The 17,388-nt window shown below is 32.7% G+C and carries 23 protein-coding genes; 15 read left to right on the top strand and 8 right to left on the bottom strand.

Translation table 11 applies throughout. The features are described from left to right. Positions 1-213: 213 nt before the first annotated feature. From V5784_RS01750 to rplQ, 11 genes are all read left to right on the top strand, one after another. A complete protein-coding gene (locus tag V5784_RS01750) occupies positions 214-474 on the top strand; it encodes a hypothetical protein (protein WP_336887327.1) in 261 nt (86 codons plus the stop codon). 44 nt (positions 475-518) lie between these two features. Continuing rightward, positions 519-1,355, top strand: a complete 837-nt coding sequence (locus V5784_RS01745) for a TRC40/GET3/ArsA family transport-energizing ATPase (protein WP_336887326.1) — start codon at positions 519-521, stop codon at positions 1,353-1,355. Between the two features lie 149 nt (positions 1,356-1,504). After that, positions 1,505-2,146: an adenylate kinase gene (locus V5784_RS01740; RefSeq protein ID WP_336887325.1), complete on the top strand. Its 642-nt coding sequence runs from the start codon at positions 1,505-1,507 to the stop codon at positions 2,144-2,146. 34 nt (positions 2,147-2,180) lie between these two features. Then, a complete protein-coding gene (gene map, locus V5784_RS01735) occupies positions 2,181-2,951 on the top strand; it encodes a type I methionyl aminopeptidase (protein WP_336887324.1) in 771 nt (256 codons plus the stop codon). Between the two features lie 328 nt (positions 2,952-3,279). Further along, positions 3,280-3,498: a translation initiation factor IF-1 gene (gene infA / locus V5784_RS01730; protein ID WP_028854821.1), complete on the top strand. Its 219-nt coding sequence runs from the start codon at positions 3,280-3,282 to the stop codon at positions 3,496-3,498. Between the two features lie 24 nt (positions 3,499-3,522). Beyond that, positions 3,523-3,639, top strand: a complete 117-nt coding sequence (gene rpmJ, locus V5784_RS01725) for a 50S ribosomal protein L36 (protein WP_336887323.1) — start codon at positions 3,523-3,525, stop codon at positions 3,637-3,639. Between the two features lie 164 nt (positions 3,640-3,803). Beyond that, positions 3,804-4,163, top strand: coding sequence for a 30S ribosomal protein S13 (gene rpsM, locus V5784_RS01720; protein WP_336887322.1), 360 nt, complete (start codon positions 3,804-3,806; stop codon positions 4,161-4,163). A gap of 49 nt (positions 4,164-4,212) precedes the next feature. Beyond that, entirely contained in the window at positions 4,213-4,605 is a 393-nt protein-coding gene (gene rpsK / locus V5784_RS01715; RefSeq protein WP_336887321.1) for a 30S ribosomal protein S11, read from the top strand. Positions 4,606-4,685: 80 nt separating this feature from the next. Then, positions 4,686-5,273 (top strand): 30S ribosomal protein S4, encoded by a 588-nt coding sequence (rpsD, locus tag V5784_RS01710; RefSeq protein WP_336887320.1) that lies wholly within the window; start codon positions 4,686-4,688, stop codon positions 5,271-5,273. A 40-nt stretch (positions 5,274-5,313) separates the two neighbouring features. Then, positions 5,314-6,294 (top strand): DNA-directed RNA polymerase subunit alpha, encoded by a 981-nt coding sequence (locus tag V5784_RS01705; RefSeq protein ID WP_336887319.1) that lies wholly within the window; start codon positions 5,314-5,316, stop codon positions 6,292-6,294. Between the two features lie 29 nt (positions 6,295-6,323). Then, entirely contained in the window at positions 6,324-6,674 is a 351-nt protein-coding gene (rplQ, locus tag V5784_RS01700; protein WP_336887318.1) for a 50S ribosomal protein L17, read from the top strand. A gap of 119 nt (positions 6,675-6,793) precedes the next feature. Here rplQ and V5784_RS01695 read toward each other — a convergent pair whose 3' ends face one another. The 6 genes from V5784_RS01695 to V5784_RS01670 all read right to left on the bottom strand — a co-directional run bounded on the left by V5784_RS01695 (position 6,794) and on the right by V5784_RS01670 (position 12,535). Beyond that, positions 6,794-7,696: a DMT family transporter gene (locus V5784_RS01695; protein WP_336887317.1), complete on the bottom strand. Its 903-nt coding sequence runs from the start codon at positions 7,694-7,696 to the stop codon at positions 6,794-6,796. Positions 7,697-7,710: 14 nt separating this feature from the next. Beyond that, complete coding sequence (gene pth, locus V5784_RS01690) at positions 7,711-8,280, bottom strand: aminoacyl-tRNA hydrolase (RefSeq protein WP_336887316.1); 570 nt, start codon at positions 8,278-8,280, stop codon at positions 7,711-7,713. Between the two features lie 34 nt (positions 8,281-8,314). Continuing rightward, positions 8,315-9,436 carry a TetR/AcrR family transcriptional regulator gene (locus V5784_RS01685; RefSeq protein WP_336887315.1) on the bottom strand — a complete coding sequence of 374 codons (1,122 nt, stop codon included), beginning with the start codon at positions 9,434-9,436 and terminating at the stop codon, positions 8,315-8,317. Between the two features lie 120 nt (positions 9,437-9,556). After that, entirely contained in the window at positions 9,557-10,567 is a 1,011-nt protein-coding gene (locus V5784_RS01680) for an electron transfer flavoprotein subunit alpha/FixB family protein (RefSeq protein WP_336887314.1), read from the bottom strand. A gap of 12 nt (positions 10,568-10,579) precedes the next feature. Further along, positions 10,580-11,365 carry an electron transfer flavoprotein subunit beta/FixA family protein gene (locus V5784_RS01675; protein ID WP_336887313.1) on the bottom strand — a complete coding sequence of 262 codons (786 nt, stop codon included), beginning with the start codon at positions 11,363-11,365 and terminating at the stop codon, positions 10,580-10,582. 24 nt (positions 11,366-11,389) lie between these two features. Beyond that, positions 11,390-12,535 (bottom strand): acyl-CoA dehydrogenase, encoded by a 1,146-nt coding sequence (locus V5784_RS01670; protein ID WP_336887312.1) that lies wholly within the window; start codon positions 12,533-12,535, stop codon positions 11,390-11,392. Between the two features lie 454 nt (positions 12,536-12,989). Between V5784_RS01670 and fabG the strand changes: the two genes are divergently transcribed. Both fabG and V5784_RS01660 read left to right on the top strand, forming a co-directional pair. After that, positions 12,990-13,709 carry a 3-oxoacyl-ACP reductase FabG gene (gene fabG, locus V5784_RS01665; protein ID WP_336887311.1) on the top strand — a complete coding sequence of 240 codons (720 nt, stop codon included), beginning with the start codon at positions 12,990-12,992 and terminating at the stop codon, positions 13,707-13,709. Between the two features lie 71 nt (positions 13,710-13,780). Continuing rightward, on the top strand, positions 13,781-14,989 hold the full coding sequence (locus V5784_RS01660) for an acetyl-CoA C-acetyltransferase (protein WP_336887310.1): 1,209 nt from the start codon (positions 13,781-13,783) through the stop codon (positions 14,987-14,989). A 74-nt stretch (positions 14,990-15,063) separates the two neighbouring features. Here V5784_RS01660 and V5784_RS01655 read toward each other — a convergent pair whose 3' ends face one another. Then, on the bottom strand, positions 15,064-15,678 hold the full coding sequence (locus V5784_RS01655) for an FAD-dependent oxidoreductase (protein WP_336887309.1): 615 nt from the start codon (positions 15,676-15,678) through the stop codon (positions 15,064-15,066). Further along, complete coding sequence (locus V5784_RS01650; protein ID WP_336887308.1) at positions 15,665-16,039, bottom strand: NAD(P)/FAD-dependent oxidoreductase; 375 nt, start codon at positions 16,037-16,039, stop codon at positions 15,665-15,667. Before V5784_RS01650 ends, V5784_RS01655 begins: the two co-directional genes overlap by 14 nt. Before the next feature lie 153 nt (positions 16,040-16,192). Between V5784_RS01650 and V5784_RS01645 the strand changes: the two genes are divergently transcribed. Together V5784_RS01645 and V5784_RS01640 are read left to right on the top strand one after the other, a co-directional pair. Beyond that, entirely contained in the window at positions 16,193-16,657 is a 465-nt protein-coding gene (locus tag V5784_RS01645) for an HU family DNA-binding protein (RefSeq protein WP_336887307.1), read from the top strand. A 66-nt stretch (positions 16,658-16,723) separates the two neighbouring features. Next, positions 16,724-17,146, top strand: coding sequence for a hypothetical protein (locus tag V5784_RS01640; protein ID WP_336887306.1), 423 nt, complete (start codon positions 16,724-16,726; stop codon positions 17,144-17,146). Positions 17,147-17,388: the final 242 nt, after the last annotated feature.

Below are 17,388 nucleotides of genomic sequence, written 5' to 3'. Positions count from 1 at the left end.
AGGTATATTAATTTTTATAATAACGATAGAGGACATAGTTCTTTAGATTATGAAACACCTGCTAAGGTATATTTTGGTACTCAAAAAATTGCTTAAGTTTTTTCATAAACTGTTTGACAAACACGACCACCATATTTTATAGAAAAGAGAGCTTAGAACTATTGCAGTAACTAGACTTTCTTTAATATTTAATTAATAAATATGGAGGGATATATGGATAAATTTTTTAAATGTATTGCTAATTTAAAACTTTTTTTTCAAGGAGCATTTAATCATAAAGCCATGTCTATAAGCAAAATAGAAGAATCACTAGTAGACGGAGTAGATCAATTTTTATTTTTGTGTTTTTCAGAGAATTTAGGGATAGAATTACCTACTAGTTATTACACTTTGGAATTACTACCATATCTTAGGAGAAGAATTGGCTCATTGGGAAGAAAAAATGATAGACAGAAAAAAAATATGGAAGACTAAAGTGACGGAATGCCTACTATAGAATAAAAGAGAGATAATAAATTATGAAAAAGATTATTTTTGTGGGTGGAAAAGGAGGTGTTGGTAAAACAACATGTGCTTCTTCTATAGCTTTTATACATTCTAAAAAAAATAAAGTATTACTGGTTTCAACTGATCCGGCTCATTCGACAAGTGATTTATTTGATATCAAAATAAAACAACAGGATGAATTATATAAATATTCAGAGAATCTGGATATAATGGAAATTGATGGTGAAAAAGAAGCGGAGTTATATCTATCAAAAATTAAAAGACAGTGTAACCTTATGCTAAGCCCTGTAATCATGGGTGAAATTCAAGGTCAATTGAATAAGGCGAAAAATTCTCCCGGGACATATGAATCGTCTATTTTTGAAAAAATCAATAAAATTATAACAGGAAATCAAAGTTATGATTATATAATTTTTGATACTGCACCTACAGGTCATACATTGCATTTAATTAATCTGCCGAAGTCTGTAAATATTTGGATGAATACACTCATAAAAAAAAGAAGAAAAATTTTAATGCTTAAAAACATGAAGTTTAAAAAAAAAGATAGAATTGAAGATGATAGAGTATTGGATATTTTGGAAAAAAGACGGGATAATCTGGTAAAAATAAGCGAAATACTCGGGAATCCAAAGATAGTTTCATTTTATTTTGTGATGAATCCGGAAAAATTATCTTTTTTGGAAACCAAGCGTGGAATAAAAAGCTTGGAAGGATATGGTATAAAAGTTGATAAAATTATAATAAATAGAGTTTATCCAGATTCGATAGACGAATTTTGGCAGGAACAGAAGAATAATCAGCAAAAATTTATTGAATTTATACGTATCGAATTCAGCGGTAGATAAATTTTAACCATTCCATATTTCAGAAAAGAAAAAAAAGATACATTAGATCAGGTAGGTAGGATATTTTTATAGCAAAACAACCTTTAAAAAATAACAGATATATAGTATAATGCCCTGTAAATATAAAAAACTTAAGGAGTGATTATTCAATGAATATCATGTTATTTGGAGCACCAGGTGCCGGTAAAGGTACACAAGCAAAATTTTTAATAGAAAAATACGATATACCTCAAATATCAACAGGAGATATCTTGAGAGCTGCTATAAAAGCTGGAACAAAGATGGGATTAGAAGCAAAAAAATTCATGGATGAGGGGAGCTTAGTGCCGGATTCAACGATTATCGGGATAATAAGAGATAGATTAGGCGAAGCAGATTGTATGGAAGGATTTATCTTAGATGGATTCCCTAGAACAATTCCTCAGGCAGAGGCACTAGAAGAATTGATGGGAAATATGAAAATATCCCTGGATAGAGTAATATCTCTAAATGTGCCTGATGATCTAATTGTAGACAGAATAACTGGAAGAAGGGTATGCCCTAAATGTGGAGCATCTTTCCATGTTGAATTTAACCCACCAAAATCTACAGATATCTGTGACTACTGTGGAGAAGCATTGATCATAAGAAAAGATGATACAGCTGAGACTGTTGTAAATAGATTAGCTTCATATCATTCTCAAACTGCACCATTATTTGATTTTTATACTAGCAGAGGGGTAATGGCAGAAGTAGATGGAACGAAAGATGTTTCAGAAGTAAAGGAAGATATATTTAAAATATTAGGATAATCTATCTAAAAAAGGAAATGTAAGGAGGAATAAAATGTCAATAACAATTAAGACCAGAGAAGAGATAGAAAAGATAAAGGCAGCCAATCAAATAATTGCTAGATTATATAATGAAATATTACCTAGTAAGATAGTACCGGGAGCATCAACAGGCGAGCTTAACAAGATAATAGAGGACTATATCAGAAGTCAGGGTGCAGTTCCTGCAACTATAGGAGTAGGAGGACCACAGAATGCTTATCCAGCAGGGTCTTGTATATCTGTAAATGAAGTAGTAGTACACGGGATACCTAGTGATAGAATCTTACAGGAAGGAGATATAGTAAGTATCGACACTGTAACTAATTTAGATGGTTACTTTGGAGATTCAGCAATAACTTTTCCTGTAGGGGAGATAGACGAGGAATCAAAAAAATTACTAGAAGTAACTAAAAAAGCCCTGGAAATAGGGATTGAACAATGTTATGCTGGTAACAGGTTAGGAGATCTTGGAAATGCCATAGAAAGTTATGTAAAGAAAAACAAATTTACAGTGGTAAGAGATTTTTGTGGTCATGGAGTAGGATATACTATGCATGAAGATCCTATGGTAATGAACTTTGGAAGAAAAGGAAGAGGGATAAAATTAGAAGAAGGAATGGTAATTGCTATAGAGCCTATGGTAAATTCAGGATCATATAAGGTAGGAATTTTGGATGATGGCTGGACAGCGGTTACTAAAGATGGAAAGAGAAGTGCACACTTCGAACATTCGGTAGCTATTGTAGATGGAAAACCACTAATTTTAAGTGAATATGAAAAATAAAATAAGAAATAATATGGTTTGAAATCTGTGTCAAAAGTTTTTGTAAAAATTAGTGTAGATTGGTGACAAAAAAAAGTTTATTAGTGGAAATTAGCGTAATTCATGGTAAACTAATTTGTGTTTAATCGGTGTTAAAATTAGGGGCGACATATTAAATCTAAGCCAATAAATATAGTTTGTGAATAGTCAATTTATAAATCTGAAGAACCAATATTTTTGCCTCTGTTAGAAACTAAAAAAATAGGATAAAACAAAAATTAAAAGTAGACTTCTTGTACGACTTATGATATAATAATTCGGTATTAACAATAAGTTTCGAGGAGGAAGTATGGCGAAACAAGACGTAATAGAATTAGAAGGGGTAATACTTGAAACGTTACCTAATGCTATGTTTAAAGTAGAATTAGAGAACGGACATGTGATTTTAGGTCACATATCAGGAAAGATGAGAATGCATTACATTAGAATCTTGCCTGGAGATAAGGTATTAGTTCAAGTTTCACCTTATGATTTATCAAGAGGGAGAATTGTTTACAGAAAAAAATAATTTTTTTGTGAGAGGAGGTTTCAAATGAAAGTAAGAGCATCAGTAAAGCCTATTTGCGATAAGTGTAAGATCATAAAAAGACATGGAAAGATCAGAGTAATCTGTAAATCTAATCCTAAGCACAAGCAAGTTCAAGGGTAATTGAAAGCAACACACATTTGAAAAATGCGTACTGTAAAGATATGTTGACCTGTAGAGGCGGTACTTTTGGATGAAAATTCGAAGTAATCAAAAGGCATGTCGAGGAAAGTGTTTAGCTGGTTATTATACCAAGCGATATATAAAGTAAACGAGGAGGAAAATACGTGGCAAGAGTAGCAGGAGTAGATATCCCTAGAAATAAGAGAATCGTAATCGCATTAACTTATGTCTTTGGAATCGGACAAACAACTTCAGAAAGAGTTTTAACGGAAGCTGGAGTAAGCTTTGATATTAGAGTTAAAGATATGACTGAAGAAGAATTAAACAAGATAAGAGCTATAGTTGACGGAGTTAAAGTTGAGGGTGACTTAAGAAAAGACATCAGAATGGATATCAAGAGACTATTAGACATCAGATGTTATAGAGGTTCTAGACATAGAGCAAACTTACCTGTAAGAGGGCAAAAGTCTAAAACAAATGCAAGGACTGTTAAAGGACCAAAGAAAGCAGTTAATAAGAAATAATAATAATAAATCTAATTATATAGAAAATTTTAAGTAAGGAGGAGTTAACTTGGCTAAGAAAAGAGGCGCAGTTAAAACTAAGAAAATAAAAAAGAATATTCCTTTAGGAATAGCTCATATACATTCAACTTTTAATAACACTATCATCGCTATCACAGATACCGAAGGAAGAGTTATAGCTTGGAAATCTGGAGGAACTTCAGGATTCAAGAATACTAAAAAAGGAACTCCATTCGCAGCTCAAATAGCAGCGGAAGAAGTAGCTAAAGCAGCTATGGAACATGGAATGAAAAAGGTAGAAGTAAGAGTGAAGGGACCTGGTTCTGGAAGAGAAGCTACTATCAGATCATTACAAGCAGCTGGATTAGAAGTATCAAAAATTGTTGATGCTACACCAATTCCACATAACGGATGTAGACCACCTAAAAAGAGAAGAGTGTAGTTCACTTATTCACAATTATTGTAGATAAAAGAATTCTGATTATCGGAGTTAAATAAGAAAAAAAAGGAGGATATAGGTCAATGGCAATTAATAGACAGCCTGTATTAAAGAGATGTAGAGCTCTTGGATTGGATCCAATAGTTTTAGGTATAAATAAAAAATCAAAGAGAGGTCCTAGACCCAATGCAAATCAAAAACCAACTGAATATGCTATTCAATTAAGAGAAAAGCAAAAAGCGAAATTCGTATATGCTGTAATGGAAAAGCAATTCAAAAAGTTATATGAGGAAGCTTCAAGAAAAGAAGGAGTAACAGGTCTTAACTTGATTCAATATTTAGAGAGAAGATTAGTAAATGTAGTATACAGAATGGGGTTTGCTTCTACTAGAAGACAAGCTAGACAAGTTGTATCTCATGGACATGTTTCTGTAAATGGAAGAAAAGTAAATATCGCGTCTTACAGAGTTAAAGCTGGAGATGTTGTAGCAGTTATAGAAAATTCAAAAAATGTTGATTTAATCAAATCATCTTTAGAAGATGCTAACGCACCTGCTTGGATTGAATTAGATAAAGCTAACTTTGCTGGGAAAATCTTACAGAACCCTACAAAAGACGATGTGGACTTCGAATTAAATGAAGCATTAATCGTAGAATTCTACTCAAGATAATAAGTTTTGAGAGCACAAAATTTTATGTAGGAGTGATTCAATGTTAAAGATCGAAAAATTAGCAAGAAATATAAACATTACAGAAGAAAAAACTAGTGAGTTTAGTGGAAGTTATGTAGTGGAACCACTATATAGAGGGTATGGAAATACGATTGGGAATGCATTTAGAAGAGTGTTATTATCATCTATTCCAGGAACAGCTATTAAAGGTGTAAGAATTGACGGTGTTTTAAATGAATTTTCTACTATGGAAGGTGTTAAAGAAGCTGTAACTGATATTATCCTTAATGTTAAGGATATCGTAGTTAAAGCTGTTGAACCTGGTGAGAAAAAAATGACACTATCAATAGAAGGACCAAGAATCATTACAGCTGCTGACATCATTCCAGATGCTGGTATCGAAATAATAAATCCTGATCATGTTATCTGTACAGTTACTACTGACAGAAGAATAGATATGGAATTTATGGTTGATACTGGAGAAGGTTTTGTAGTTGCAGATGATATTGATAATACAGATTGGTCTATAGAGTATATCCCAATTGATGCGATATATACTCCAATCAAAAAAGTTTCTTACTCTGTAGAAGATACAATGGTAGGAAGACAAACTGATTTTGATAAATTAACATTAAATGTTGCAACTGATGGAAGTGTTGAAATCAGAGATGCAATTTCATATGCAGTTGAGTTATTAAATTTCCACTTCAACCCATTCTTAGAGATTGGTGACAGAATGGAGAGTTTAAGAGATCAAGAAGAAGAAGAGTTAAATGATGAGCCTGTAACAGCTGTTGTTGAAAATAATGTGGCAGGAACTAAAATTGAGGAGTTAGATCTTACTGTAAGATCATTCAATTGTCTTAAAAAGGCTGGAATTGAAGACGTTGGTCAACTTTCTGAGATGGGATTAACTGAATTGTTAAAAATCAAAAACTTAGGAAGAAAATCACTGGATGAAATTTTGGACAAAATGAGAGAATTAGGTTTTGACTTACAGGGTAACAATACCTCTAATTAATTTTATAAGCAAAGGAGGCTAGCTTAAAAATGAATCATAATAAATCATATAGAAAGTTAGGTAGAAGGACAAAACATAGAATGGCTATGTTAATGAACTTAACTATTTCTTTAATAAATGAAGAAAGAATAGAAACAACTGTAACTAGAGCGAAGGAATTAAGAAAATTTGCTGAAAGAATGGTTACTTTAGGTAAAAAAGGAGACTTAGCTGCAAGAAGAAGAGCTCTTGCATTCTTAAGAGACAAAGATACTGTAGCAAAATTATTTGCTGACGTAGCTCCTAAGTATACTGAAAGAAAAGGTGGATATACTAGAATTATGAAAACTGGTATCAGAAGAGGAGACTCTTCACCAATGGCAATAATCGAATTTGTATAAACCAATTATAAATAGTTAGGTCACTATGTGATCTAGCTATTTTTTTATGGAAAATAAAAATTAAATTTTAACAAAAAAATAAGAAACAAAAAATAAGAAGTGAGAAGCCGGGTGGCTTCTCATTTCTTATTTTTTGAAAACTTCTGATTTACTATGAGTGCTCCAAATACACATCCCATTCCAATAAAAGAGATAAGGTTAGGAGATTCATTGGGTAAGATACTCCAACTGATGATGGCTCCCGAAACAGGAATAAAAAACTTAAACATATTAAGTTCTGATACCTTTACTCCATCTACTTGGATTAAGAAAAACCAGATAGAGAAAGCGACAGCTGATACTAAGGCAAGCCAAACTAAAGTGATATAAAAATTAATTGGCTGGTTTAACTCAATTTCTCCTTCGAATATTCTTCCCATCCCTAGAAGGATAAGTCCACCCCACAACATTTGATTGGTGGTTAAAAACACTCCTGAAATTTCTTTTTTTAGCTGAGCTATCTTTATATTGGCAAAACTAGTTAGGGTGGAATTAGTCAAGAGTAGGAGGATTCCAAAGATCTCTTTTTGACCAACTGGTGTAAGAGGTTTTGAATTCACCATAATAACAACTATCCCTAATAATCCAAGCAATATACTTAAGCCTTTATATCTATCCATTCTATCATCAGCCATGGTAAAGTGGGTCATAACAGCTGTGATAAGTGGTCCTGATCCAATAATAATGGCGGCAGTAGCTCCTCCTACATAACCCATGGCTATATAGTAAAGTGCATAACCAATAGCCGTATTTAGAAAAACGACATATGCTATTACCTTTCTATGGATGAAAAGCTGGGTAAAACTATCTCGTTTCCAAGCAAAAGGGACCAAGATAAGTCCTGCTAATGTAAACCTAAGTCCCGCAAATGTAAACGGTTTTGGCATATATTCGAATCCAATTTTAACTCCTGCAAATGCAGTGGACCAGAGTAGACAGGCTACTATGGCTAGTCCTGCAATATTTTTTTTTTCTAATTTCATTGAATACTCCTAGATTATTTTCTGTTAAATTTTTCGATAACCCTGTCGATGCTTTTGGCAGAGATCATAGATTTAGCAGCTTTAGATGCAGTTTCTATAAGAGGTTCAATCTCCTCAACTCTATCTTTTTTACTGAATGTATCTAAAACAAAGTTTATAACTTCCTCGGTTCTTTTTGGTTTTCCAATTCCACATTTTATTCTGATAAACTCTTCTCCAAGGTGGAAAATAATAGATTTCACTCCATTGTGTCCCCCGGCTCTTCCCTTTTTTTTGATTTTAAGTTTACCTAGTGTAATGTCCATATCGTCATAGATGACTACCAGATCTTCAATGGGATCTAACTTGTAGAATTTGACAGCTTCTCTTATAGAATCACCACTGAGATTCATAAATGTCATAGGTTTAAGTAAAAAAACCTTCTCTCCGTCGAGGATAGCTTCTCCAAAATCAGCATTGAATCTATCTCTAAAATTAGTCACTCCTAATTCTTCTGCTAAATAGTCTATTACGTCAAATCCTATATTATGTCTTGTATTATGGTATTTATTACCTGGATTTCCCAACCCTACTATTAATTTCATTCTTTTTTTCTCCTTCATTTTTTCAAATTCTTTATTATTCCCTTAGTCCATTTGCAAAATAACCCTTCATCTCTTCCAAAAATTCACCCTTATCTTTAATATTTTTCGTGAAGAAAAATTCAATGCCCATATAATGTGCTACCCCTAATAATACTGATGAGATTATTCTTTTTTCTTCAAATTTATAGGGGAGGCCTTCCATTGTTTTTATATAGAGTTCATCCAAGGAATTATTGTAATCTATAACCATATCTTCAGCTATAAATTCTGATCTTCTCAAAAGCTCGTATTTATGGGGCGATCTTCCATAAAATTCTAATAATAGATAGAGGAAGAGTATGTGGGTCTCATTTACAGAAAAATTTTTTTGAACATTATCTTTCAAAAAATAAAGTGTTGTTTTTTTTAAATTTGCTACAATTTCTCGGAGGAAGACCTCTTTATTTTCATAGAAATGATAAAAACTACCTACACCTATCTGAGTTTCTCCAGCAATATCATTTATGGTAACCTTGTAATAATTTGTCTCACCAAAAAGTTTTTCTCCTACCTCTAAAAGTTTATGTTTTTTATTCCCGCTATTAAATAAAACCCTCAAATAAAAATCCATATCTTCAAAACTTTCTACTTCTAAATCGCTTCTATTAAAAAACCCATGGAGAAGGACTTGAGCTAAAAATTTTTCATCTATCTCGAGGTTTCTCTTTACAAAATTTACATTTATATATCTTATTCCTGACATTATAAAGAGATATTCTAACTCCTTTAGTTCCCTTCCATACACAACTTTCAATGCTTCTAAATAAACTTTTCTAAGTTTCTGTTCATATTCGATAAATTTATACTGTCCCTCTCGATACACTCTGATAAGGGGGAATTCTTTCACAGTTATATCAAAATTTAGGAGGATAAAATTTTCCATTCTAGCTTGAAGATTAGTTCCCTCTATATTTTTAAACTGTTCTTCAATTCTGTTGCTGGTTTCTTCCAAAAGATATGTAAATAACTCCTCTTTATTTCTAAAATAGTTATATATTATACCATTTGAAATTTTCGCATTTTTACAGATTTGAGCTATTGAAACTTTTCCATATGAATCTTTTGAAAAAAGATCAATGGCTGAATCTATAATTTTTTGTTTAGTCTTTTTTTTCATACTTCCTCCAAGAGCAACTTTGTTTTTATTCCAATTAATTCTCTCTATTATAACACGAAAGAAAAGACCATAAACAATTAATTTTGTCCATGGCCTTTCTCTCTATTTTTAAATATATGACTATACTTTTTGCTGACTTAATTTACTAAGTTCATTATTTAAAAGTGGTAAGATCTTATTTACGTCTCCAACAATACCAAGATCTGCAGTATTGAATATGTTAGCTCCCTTGTCTTTATTTATAGCTATAATATATTCAGATTCTTCCATCCCGGCAATATGCTGGATAGCTCCAGAGATTCCCAAGGCAAAATAGATATCCGGTCTAACTGTTTTTCCAGTTTGTCCTACCTGTCTATCGTGACCCATGATCCCTGCATCTATCATAGCACGAGAAGAGGAAACTGTAGCGCCAATATTATCAGCCAAGATTTCTAAATTTTTAAAGTTTTGAGCTGTTCCAACACCACGACCACCTGATACTAAGATATTAGCATCTTCAATTTTTACAAGCTGCTTAGTTTCTTTTACTTCATCAATAAATCTAACTTTAAATTTACTTTCATCAAAATTCACACCAAACTCTATGATTTCACCAGTTCTAGTAGTATCTACTGCTAATTTTTGCATTACTCCAGGTCTTACACTAGACATTTGTGGTCTATGATCTGGACATACAATAGTCGCCATTAAGTTTCCACCGAAAGCAGGACGCGTCATAAGCATTTCTCTCTCTTCTGAAATTTCAAGAGATGTACAATCTGCTGTAAGTCCTGTAGCTAATCTTGCAGATACTCTAGGAGCAAGGTCTCTTCCTGTAGAAGTAGCTCCAACTAAAATTATATTTGGTTTTTCAAATTCTGAGATAGCAGTAAGTGCTTGAGCATATGGTTCAGTTAAATATCTATCCAATAAAGGACTATCTACATAGATTACTCTATCTGCTCCATATGAAATAAGATTTTGACATTGATCTTTAATTTTATCTCCTAAAAATACCGCTACTAACTCCTCTCCTAAGGTGTCAGCTAGCCCTCTACCTCTACCTAATAATTCAAGGGACACATTTTGAATTTCCCTAGATTTTTGTTCTATAAATATATATACGCCTTTATATTCATTTAAATTCATTGATCCCCCTACTTATATAATGAAATTTTCTTTTAATTTATCTACAATTATTGTAACAGCTTCTTGTGGTGTAACTTCATGGATTTTACCAGCTGATTTTGCACCTTTAGTAAATGATTTTTTAACCTTTGTAGGAGAACCAGCAAGTCCTAGAACTTCTAAATCGATATCGATCATACTAGTATTCCAAACTTCTATTTTTTTCTCTCTAACAGCTTCTATTATTTTAGAAACTGACATATATCTAGGATTATTAGCTTCCGATAATACAGTCAGAACACAAGGAGTCTCTGATTCTAATAATTGATAACCATCTTCTACACCTCTTTTTACTCTTACTAAATTTTCACCTACGATATCTATCTCTTTTACGTATGACATTTGAGGTAGTCCCAGATGTTCTGCTAACTGCGGTCCAACTTGTGCTGTATCTCCGTCAATAGCTTGTCTTCCTGTGATTATTATATCAAAGTCTAATTTTTTTAGTGCCCCTGCTAAAGCATTTGAAGTTGCAAGTGAATCTGCCCCTGCAAATTTTCTATCAGTTAAGAGTATTCCTTTATCTACACCCATTGCAAAAGCTTCTTTTAGAACTTGCTCTGCCTGAGGAGGTCCCATTGTAATTGCTGTGATATGTGCTCCATGAAGATCTTTTAACTTTAGCGCTTCCTCTAAACCAGCTTTATCATCTGGATTTATAATACTAGGGACACCGTCTCTAATTAATGTTCCCTTGATTGGATCTAATCTGATCTCTGTGGTATCTGGTACCTGTTTTATACAAACTACTATATTCATAAAATCCCCCATTTTTATATTTTATTACTTCAATAAACTTGCTGCTATTACCATTTTTTGAACTTCAGAAGTTCCCTCATATATCTCAGTTATCTTGGCATCTCTCATCATTCTTTCTACAGGATAGTCTCTAGTGTAACCGTATCCTCCATGAAGTTGAACAGCTTTTGTAGTTACTTCCATAGCTGTTTCCGAAGCAAATAATTTTGCCATGGCAGCTTCTACAGAATATTTTTCCTTATTGTCTTTCTTTGTGGCAGCTTTTCTAACTAATAATCTTGAAGCTTCTATTTTTGTGTCCATATCAGCTAATTGAAATTGAGTATTTTGGAATTTAGAAATAGATCTTCCAAATTGAGTTCTCTCTTTTACATATTTTACAGTTTCATCTAATGCACCTTGGGCAATTCCTAAGGCTTGAGAAGCTATACCAATACGTCCACCATCAAGAGTCATCATAGCTATTTTAAATCCTTTACCGACAGCTCCTAATAAATTTTCTTTAGGAATTCTGCACTCTTCAAATATAAGTTCACAAGTAGCTGAGGCTTTTATTCCTAATTTTTTTTCTTTCTTTCCGATACTAAATCCTTTTCTGTCTGCTTCTACAATAAATGTTGTGATACCTTTTAATCCTTTAGATTTATCGGTCATAGCAAAAATAACATAGATATGTGCATATCCAGCATTGGTAATAAATATCTTGGAACCGTTAAGTACCCATTCATTAGTTTCTTCATCTAAATAAGCTGTAGTTTGTTGCCCTGCAGCATCGGTTCCAGCATTTGGTTCAGTTAATCCAAAAGCCCCAAGCCACTCTCCACTACACATCTTAGGTAAATATCTTTGTTTTTGTTCCTCTGTACCAAATTCATAGATAGGAGCCATTCCAAGTGAAGTATGTGCAGATACGATTACTCCCGTAGTCCCGCAAGCTTTAGAAAGTTCTTCTACTACCATAGAATACATGAGGTTATCTCCACCTTCTCCTCCATATTCCTTAGCTATAGGAATACCAAAAAGTCCTAATTTAGCCATTTTTTCCACAGTTTCTACAGGAAATCTTTCCTCTTCATCGATCTCTCCAGCTATGGGTTTAACTTCTCTTTCTGTGAACTCACTGATCATTTTTTCTAATATTTTGTATTCTTCATTCAATCCAAAATTCAATTTATGCCCCCTTTTGTTAAAAAAGTTATTTTTTTCACTTTTTATATAAAAAAATTATTTCTTACTAAGTTTATATAACTTTTTATTGCTGTTGTCAACACTTTTTTCAAAAAAATGTTTTTTTTTTTGAATAGTCACTCACTAAAGTTTGGGATACGATTTTTTAATAAATTAAATTATTTTTTGTGAAATTCATTTTATAGTGTAACTAAGAATAGCTTATTTGTGGGGTTTGAGTTTGAAAAAACATACTTTTTTTATGAATTTATTATTGACTAAATCAGGTAATAGTGGTAACATTTTATTATTTAATGAACTATCTCTCAAAAAAAATACGGAATAAATATGCCTGTCAGAGTTCCAGTAAAGAAAAAAAGTATTGTAGAATGTTTATAGAATAGAGAAATTATAGTATATATTAGTGTTGAAGAAAAATTAAAAAAGGGAGGCAAAAATGAGATTAGAAGGAAAAGTGTGCGTTGTGACTGGTGGAGCTAATGGAATAGGTGCTGAGATGTCAAAATTATTTGCTAAAAATGGAGCAAAGGTAATAGCGGCAGATATGGGTGATTTGACTTATACAGAAAAAAATGTTGAGGGTTATAAGCTCAATGTAACAGATCCAAAAGCTTGTGAGACCTTTTTTAATTATGCAGTAGAAAAATACGGAAAGATAGATATTTTGGTAAATAATGCAGGGATAACTAGAGATGCATTGACTCATAAAATCACAGATGAGATGTGGAATCTGGTAATAGATGTTAATTTAAAAGGTGTATTCAATCTGACTAAATTTGTAGGACCTCATATGATGACTATAGGGGCAGGGTCTATCATCAATATATCATCGGTAGTAGGAGAATATGGAAATGTTGGACAGGCTAACTACGCGGCTACTAAAGCAGGAATTATCGGATTGACTAAAACTTGGGCAAAAGAATTTGCTAGAAAAGGTGCAGCAGTAAGGGTAAACGCCATAGCACCAGGTTATGTAATGACTGATATATTAAAAACTGTTCCACAAGATTTATTGGATAAATTTGCTAAAATGACAATGTTAGGTAGATTGGGTCAGCCAGAAGAAATAGCAAAAGTAGCATTATTCTTAGCTAGTGACGATGCAAGTTACGTAACAGGACATACACTTAGTACAAATGGTGGAATGAGATTATAGGTAAAAAAAAAAAGAGAGTAGTTATAAATTTCACTTTATAATTGGTTGGATTTTTTACAAGGGGTGTTAAGATGTCAAAGGTATATATAGTTTCGGCTAAGAGAACGGCAGTAGGTTCATTTATGGGAAGTTTAAGTGGTGTGAAAGCAGCAAAATTAGGTGGAACAGTTATAAGAAATATAATTGAAGAAACTAAAATTGATCCTAAAAATATAGATGAAGTAATCTTGGGGAATGTGCTTTCAGCAGGACAAGGTCAGGGCGTAGGAAGACAAGCAGCGATAGATGGAGGAGTTCCAGTGGAGGTTCCAGCATACACAGTCAATATAATTTGTGGAAGCGGAATGAAAACTGTGATGCTAGCATATAATGCTATAAAATCTGGTGAAGCTAATCTGATAATGGCTGGAGGAGTAGAATCTATGTCTACAGCACCATACTTGATTCCTGAATCTACTAGATCGGGGCATAAGATGGGAGATTTCAAAACTGTAGATCATATGGTTTGTGATGCTCTTACAGATGCTTTCAAAGGATATCATATGGGAGTTACAGCTGAAAATATAGCCGAAAAATATAATTTATCCAAGGAGTCTCAAGATGTCTTTGCCGTAGAGTCTCAAAGGAAAGCTATAGCTGCTATAGACAGTGGTAGATTTAAAGATGAGATAGTACCTATAGAGGTAAAGTCTAGAAGGGAAACTATAATTTTTGATACTGATGAGCACCCAAATAGAAAAACAAGTTTGGAAAAATTAGGAAAGCTAAAAACTATCTTTAAAAAAGATGGAACGGTTACAGCAGGAAATGCTTCTGGAATAAATGACGGAGCAAGTGTAATGCTAGTGGCTTCCGAGGAAGCTGTCAAAAAATATAATCTGACTCCCTTGGTGGAGATAGTTGCCACTGGACAAGGGGGGGTTGATCCATCTATCATGGGGATGGGACCAGTTCCTGCTATTAAGAATGTTTTGAAAAAAGCTAAAATGACATTAAAAGAGATGGAGTTATTGGAACTAAACGAAGCCTTTGCAGCACAGGCTCTTGGAGTGATGACAGAATTAACTAGACAATATGATGTGACTTTGGATTGGTTTACTGATAAAACCAATGTAAATGGAGGAGCTATAGCTTTAGGACATCCTGTAGGAGCTAGTGGAAATAGGATTGCCACGACTCTTATCCATGAGATGAAGAAGAGAAATATGACATATGGTTTAGCATCCCTCTGTATTGGAGGAGGAATGGGGACAGCAATGATCTTAAAAAATGTGAAATAAAAAAGTAGCGTGATGTTGCATCCAGATAAAAAAAGGGAGTTAACCAATCTAATGACTGGTTAACTCCTAATTTTTTAATTAAAGTTTTCTTCTACGTATTTCTCGCTGACTACAGCAGCTATTGCACCGTCAGCAGAAGCAGTTATCGCTTGATATAATAATTTTTCCCTGCAATCTCCTGCAACATACACGCCTTCTAAGTTTTCTTTGGTAGAAGAAAGTTTTACATTTAGAGTTTTTTCATCTGCAATTAAAAAACCACCAGGATTAACTACTAATTTATCTTTAAATAATTCGCTATTTGGAATATTTCCAACTAGAACAAATACACCGATTGGTTTATTTCCTCCAGTGTGTTCTGTAATCTCCCCAGTTATATTATTCTTTAAAAGAACACTCTCGAGACCTCTAATAGGGTGACCCTTCATCTCTTCTACAGTGGTATCCCAAATGAAGTTTATCTTTTCGTTTTTAAATGCTTTTTCCTGTATAGATTTAGCAGCTCTTAACTTGTCTCTTCTGTGGACTACATTTACTTTTTTAGCAAATTTAGTTAAAAATATAGCTTCTTCTACAGCAGTATCTCCACCTCCAATAACAAATACTTCCAAATCCCTTACAAAAAATCCGTCACAGGTAGCACAATAGGAGACTCCTCTACCGGTATATTCTTTTTCACCAAGGGACACCGGCTAATCTAGGAGATGCTCCAGTAGCTAGGATAACGGATTTAGCTCTATACTCTATTCCTGAGTCACCAGTTAGAGTTTTTATTTTAGACTCTAAGTTAAGATTAATGATGGTATCGGTCTTGAATTCACATCCAAAATTTACAGCCTGATTTTCCATCCTCATTGCAATTTCAGTACCCGATTCAGAGATCATTCCACCGGGATAATTTTCAATCTCGGATGTAGTAGAAATTTGACCTCCTACCAGCATATTTTTCTCTATTACAAGTGTTTTCATCATTCCTCTTGCACCGTAAAGCCCTGCAGATAAACCAGCAGGTCCGGCTCCTAATATAATTAAGTCATATAAATTTTCCATAAAAAACCTCCTAAAACATTACTATTACCTAATATAACTATATACTTATTTTACTTAAATGACAATCAATAATTTATTTTCTCTTTTCCCCTTGCAATTGAGTAAAATGGAGGTATAATTGTATTAAAATATAAAAAAATGGAGGATGAACCTATGAAAGAAAAAATTTTAAAGTTATTGGCCAAATCAGAACCACTAAAAACTAGGGATATTGCTAAAGTGTTGAAGGTAGACAGTAAGGAAGTTACCAAAGCTATAAAAGCTTTAAAAAAAGAAGAAAAAATTGTTTCTCCTAAGAAAAGTTTCTATACAGTTGAAAAAATGGAGGAAAAATTAGTTGTAAGCAAGAAAGATTTTGTGTCTTTGTATAAAGAAAAAGGAACTTTTAAAACTAAGGTGGAAGCTGAAACAAGTTTAAATTCTTTCATGGATCTTGTAGGAGAATTATTGACCTCTGGAAAAGAAGTGAACTTCACAGGATGGGGAAAGTTTAAAATAGTTCAAAGAGAGGAAAGAATAGGAAGAAATCCTCAAACAGGGGAAGAGATCACAATTTTTGCTAAAAAAATAATTAAATTTAAATCTGGGAAAAAATTAGATGAGAAAGTGAATAATTAATCTAAAAAACAAATAGATATAATTATGATTAATGTTTTGTGTTAGTATTAAAAAAGGAGGGATTAGATGAGTAAGATCAAAGTGGATAGTATACAAGATGTAAGAACAGAATTGTTGTGTAATTCAGAAAATGACATAAAAATAAGAACTAGAAATGTAAAAGTAAAATATGAAAATGGAACTTCTAGAGTTGTTAGACATTTACCAATAGAAGCTTTTTTAAAAATATCGGAAGATGAAAATTTTTTAAAGACTTCTAAAATAGTTGATTTTTATGTGATGCGTGAAGATGCAGATTTAATAGTATTTTTAGAGGGTAGTCCAGATGTATCTGCATATGACTCGGTATCTTATAAATCATTAAAAAAACTAAATGATCGAGATGTAGTTAAAACTATAGTTATAAAAAATGGAGAAGAATTAACTGAGAAATACAAAGAAAAAATTAAAAAGAAATTTAAAAAAGTAGTTATAAAAAATGTAGAATAGGGTATTTTTAAAGTTTAGTGAAAATCAATTAAATTTTCTTAGTTAATGGAGTGGAGTTTGTTAATTGAGGAGATTTTTTTATTAATTTGAATATGTATTTCTATAATGGTCGTATAAATTCATACAAAGAGTGTTTAACCTTAAGCAAAAAAATAGGGTATAATTTAAGAAAACAATATGGGGGATTTTGATTATGAATACACGAAAAACTTACTCTTCTAAGTTTAAATTTAAGATCGTTT

Origin of the sequence: Psychrilyobacter sp. (genome assembly GCF_037132775.1) — a bacterium.
Taxonomy (GTDB): Bacteria; Fusobacteriota; Fusobacteriia; order Fusobacteriales; family Fusobacteriaceae; genus Psychrilyobacter.
This window is presented reverse-complemented; position numbering and strand designations above follow the sequence as displayed.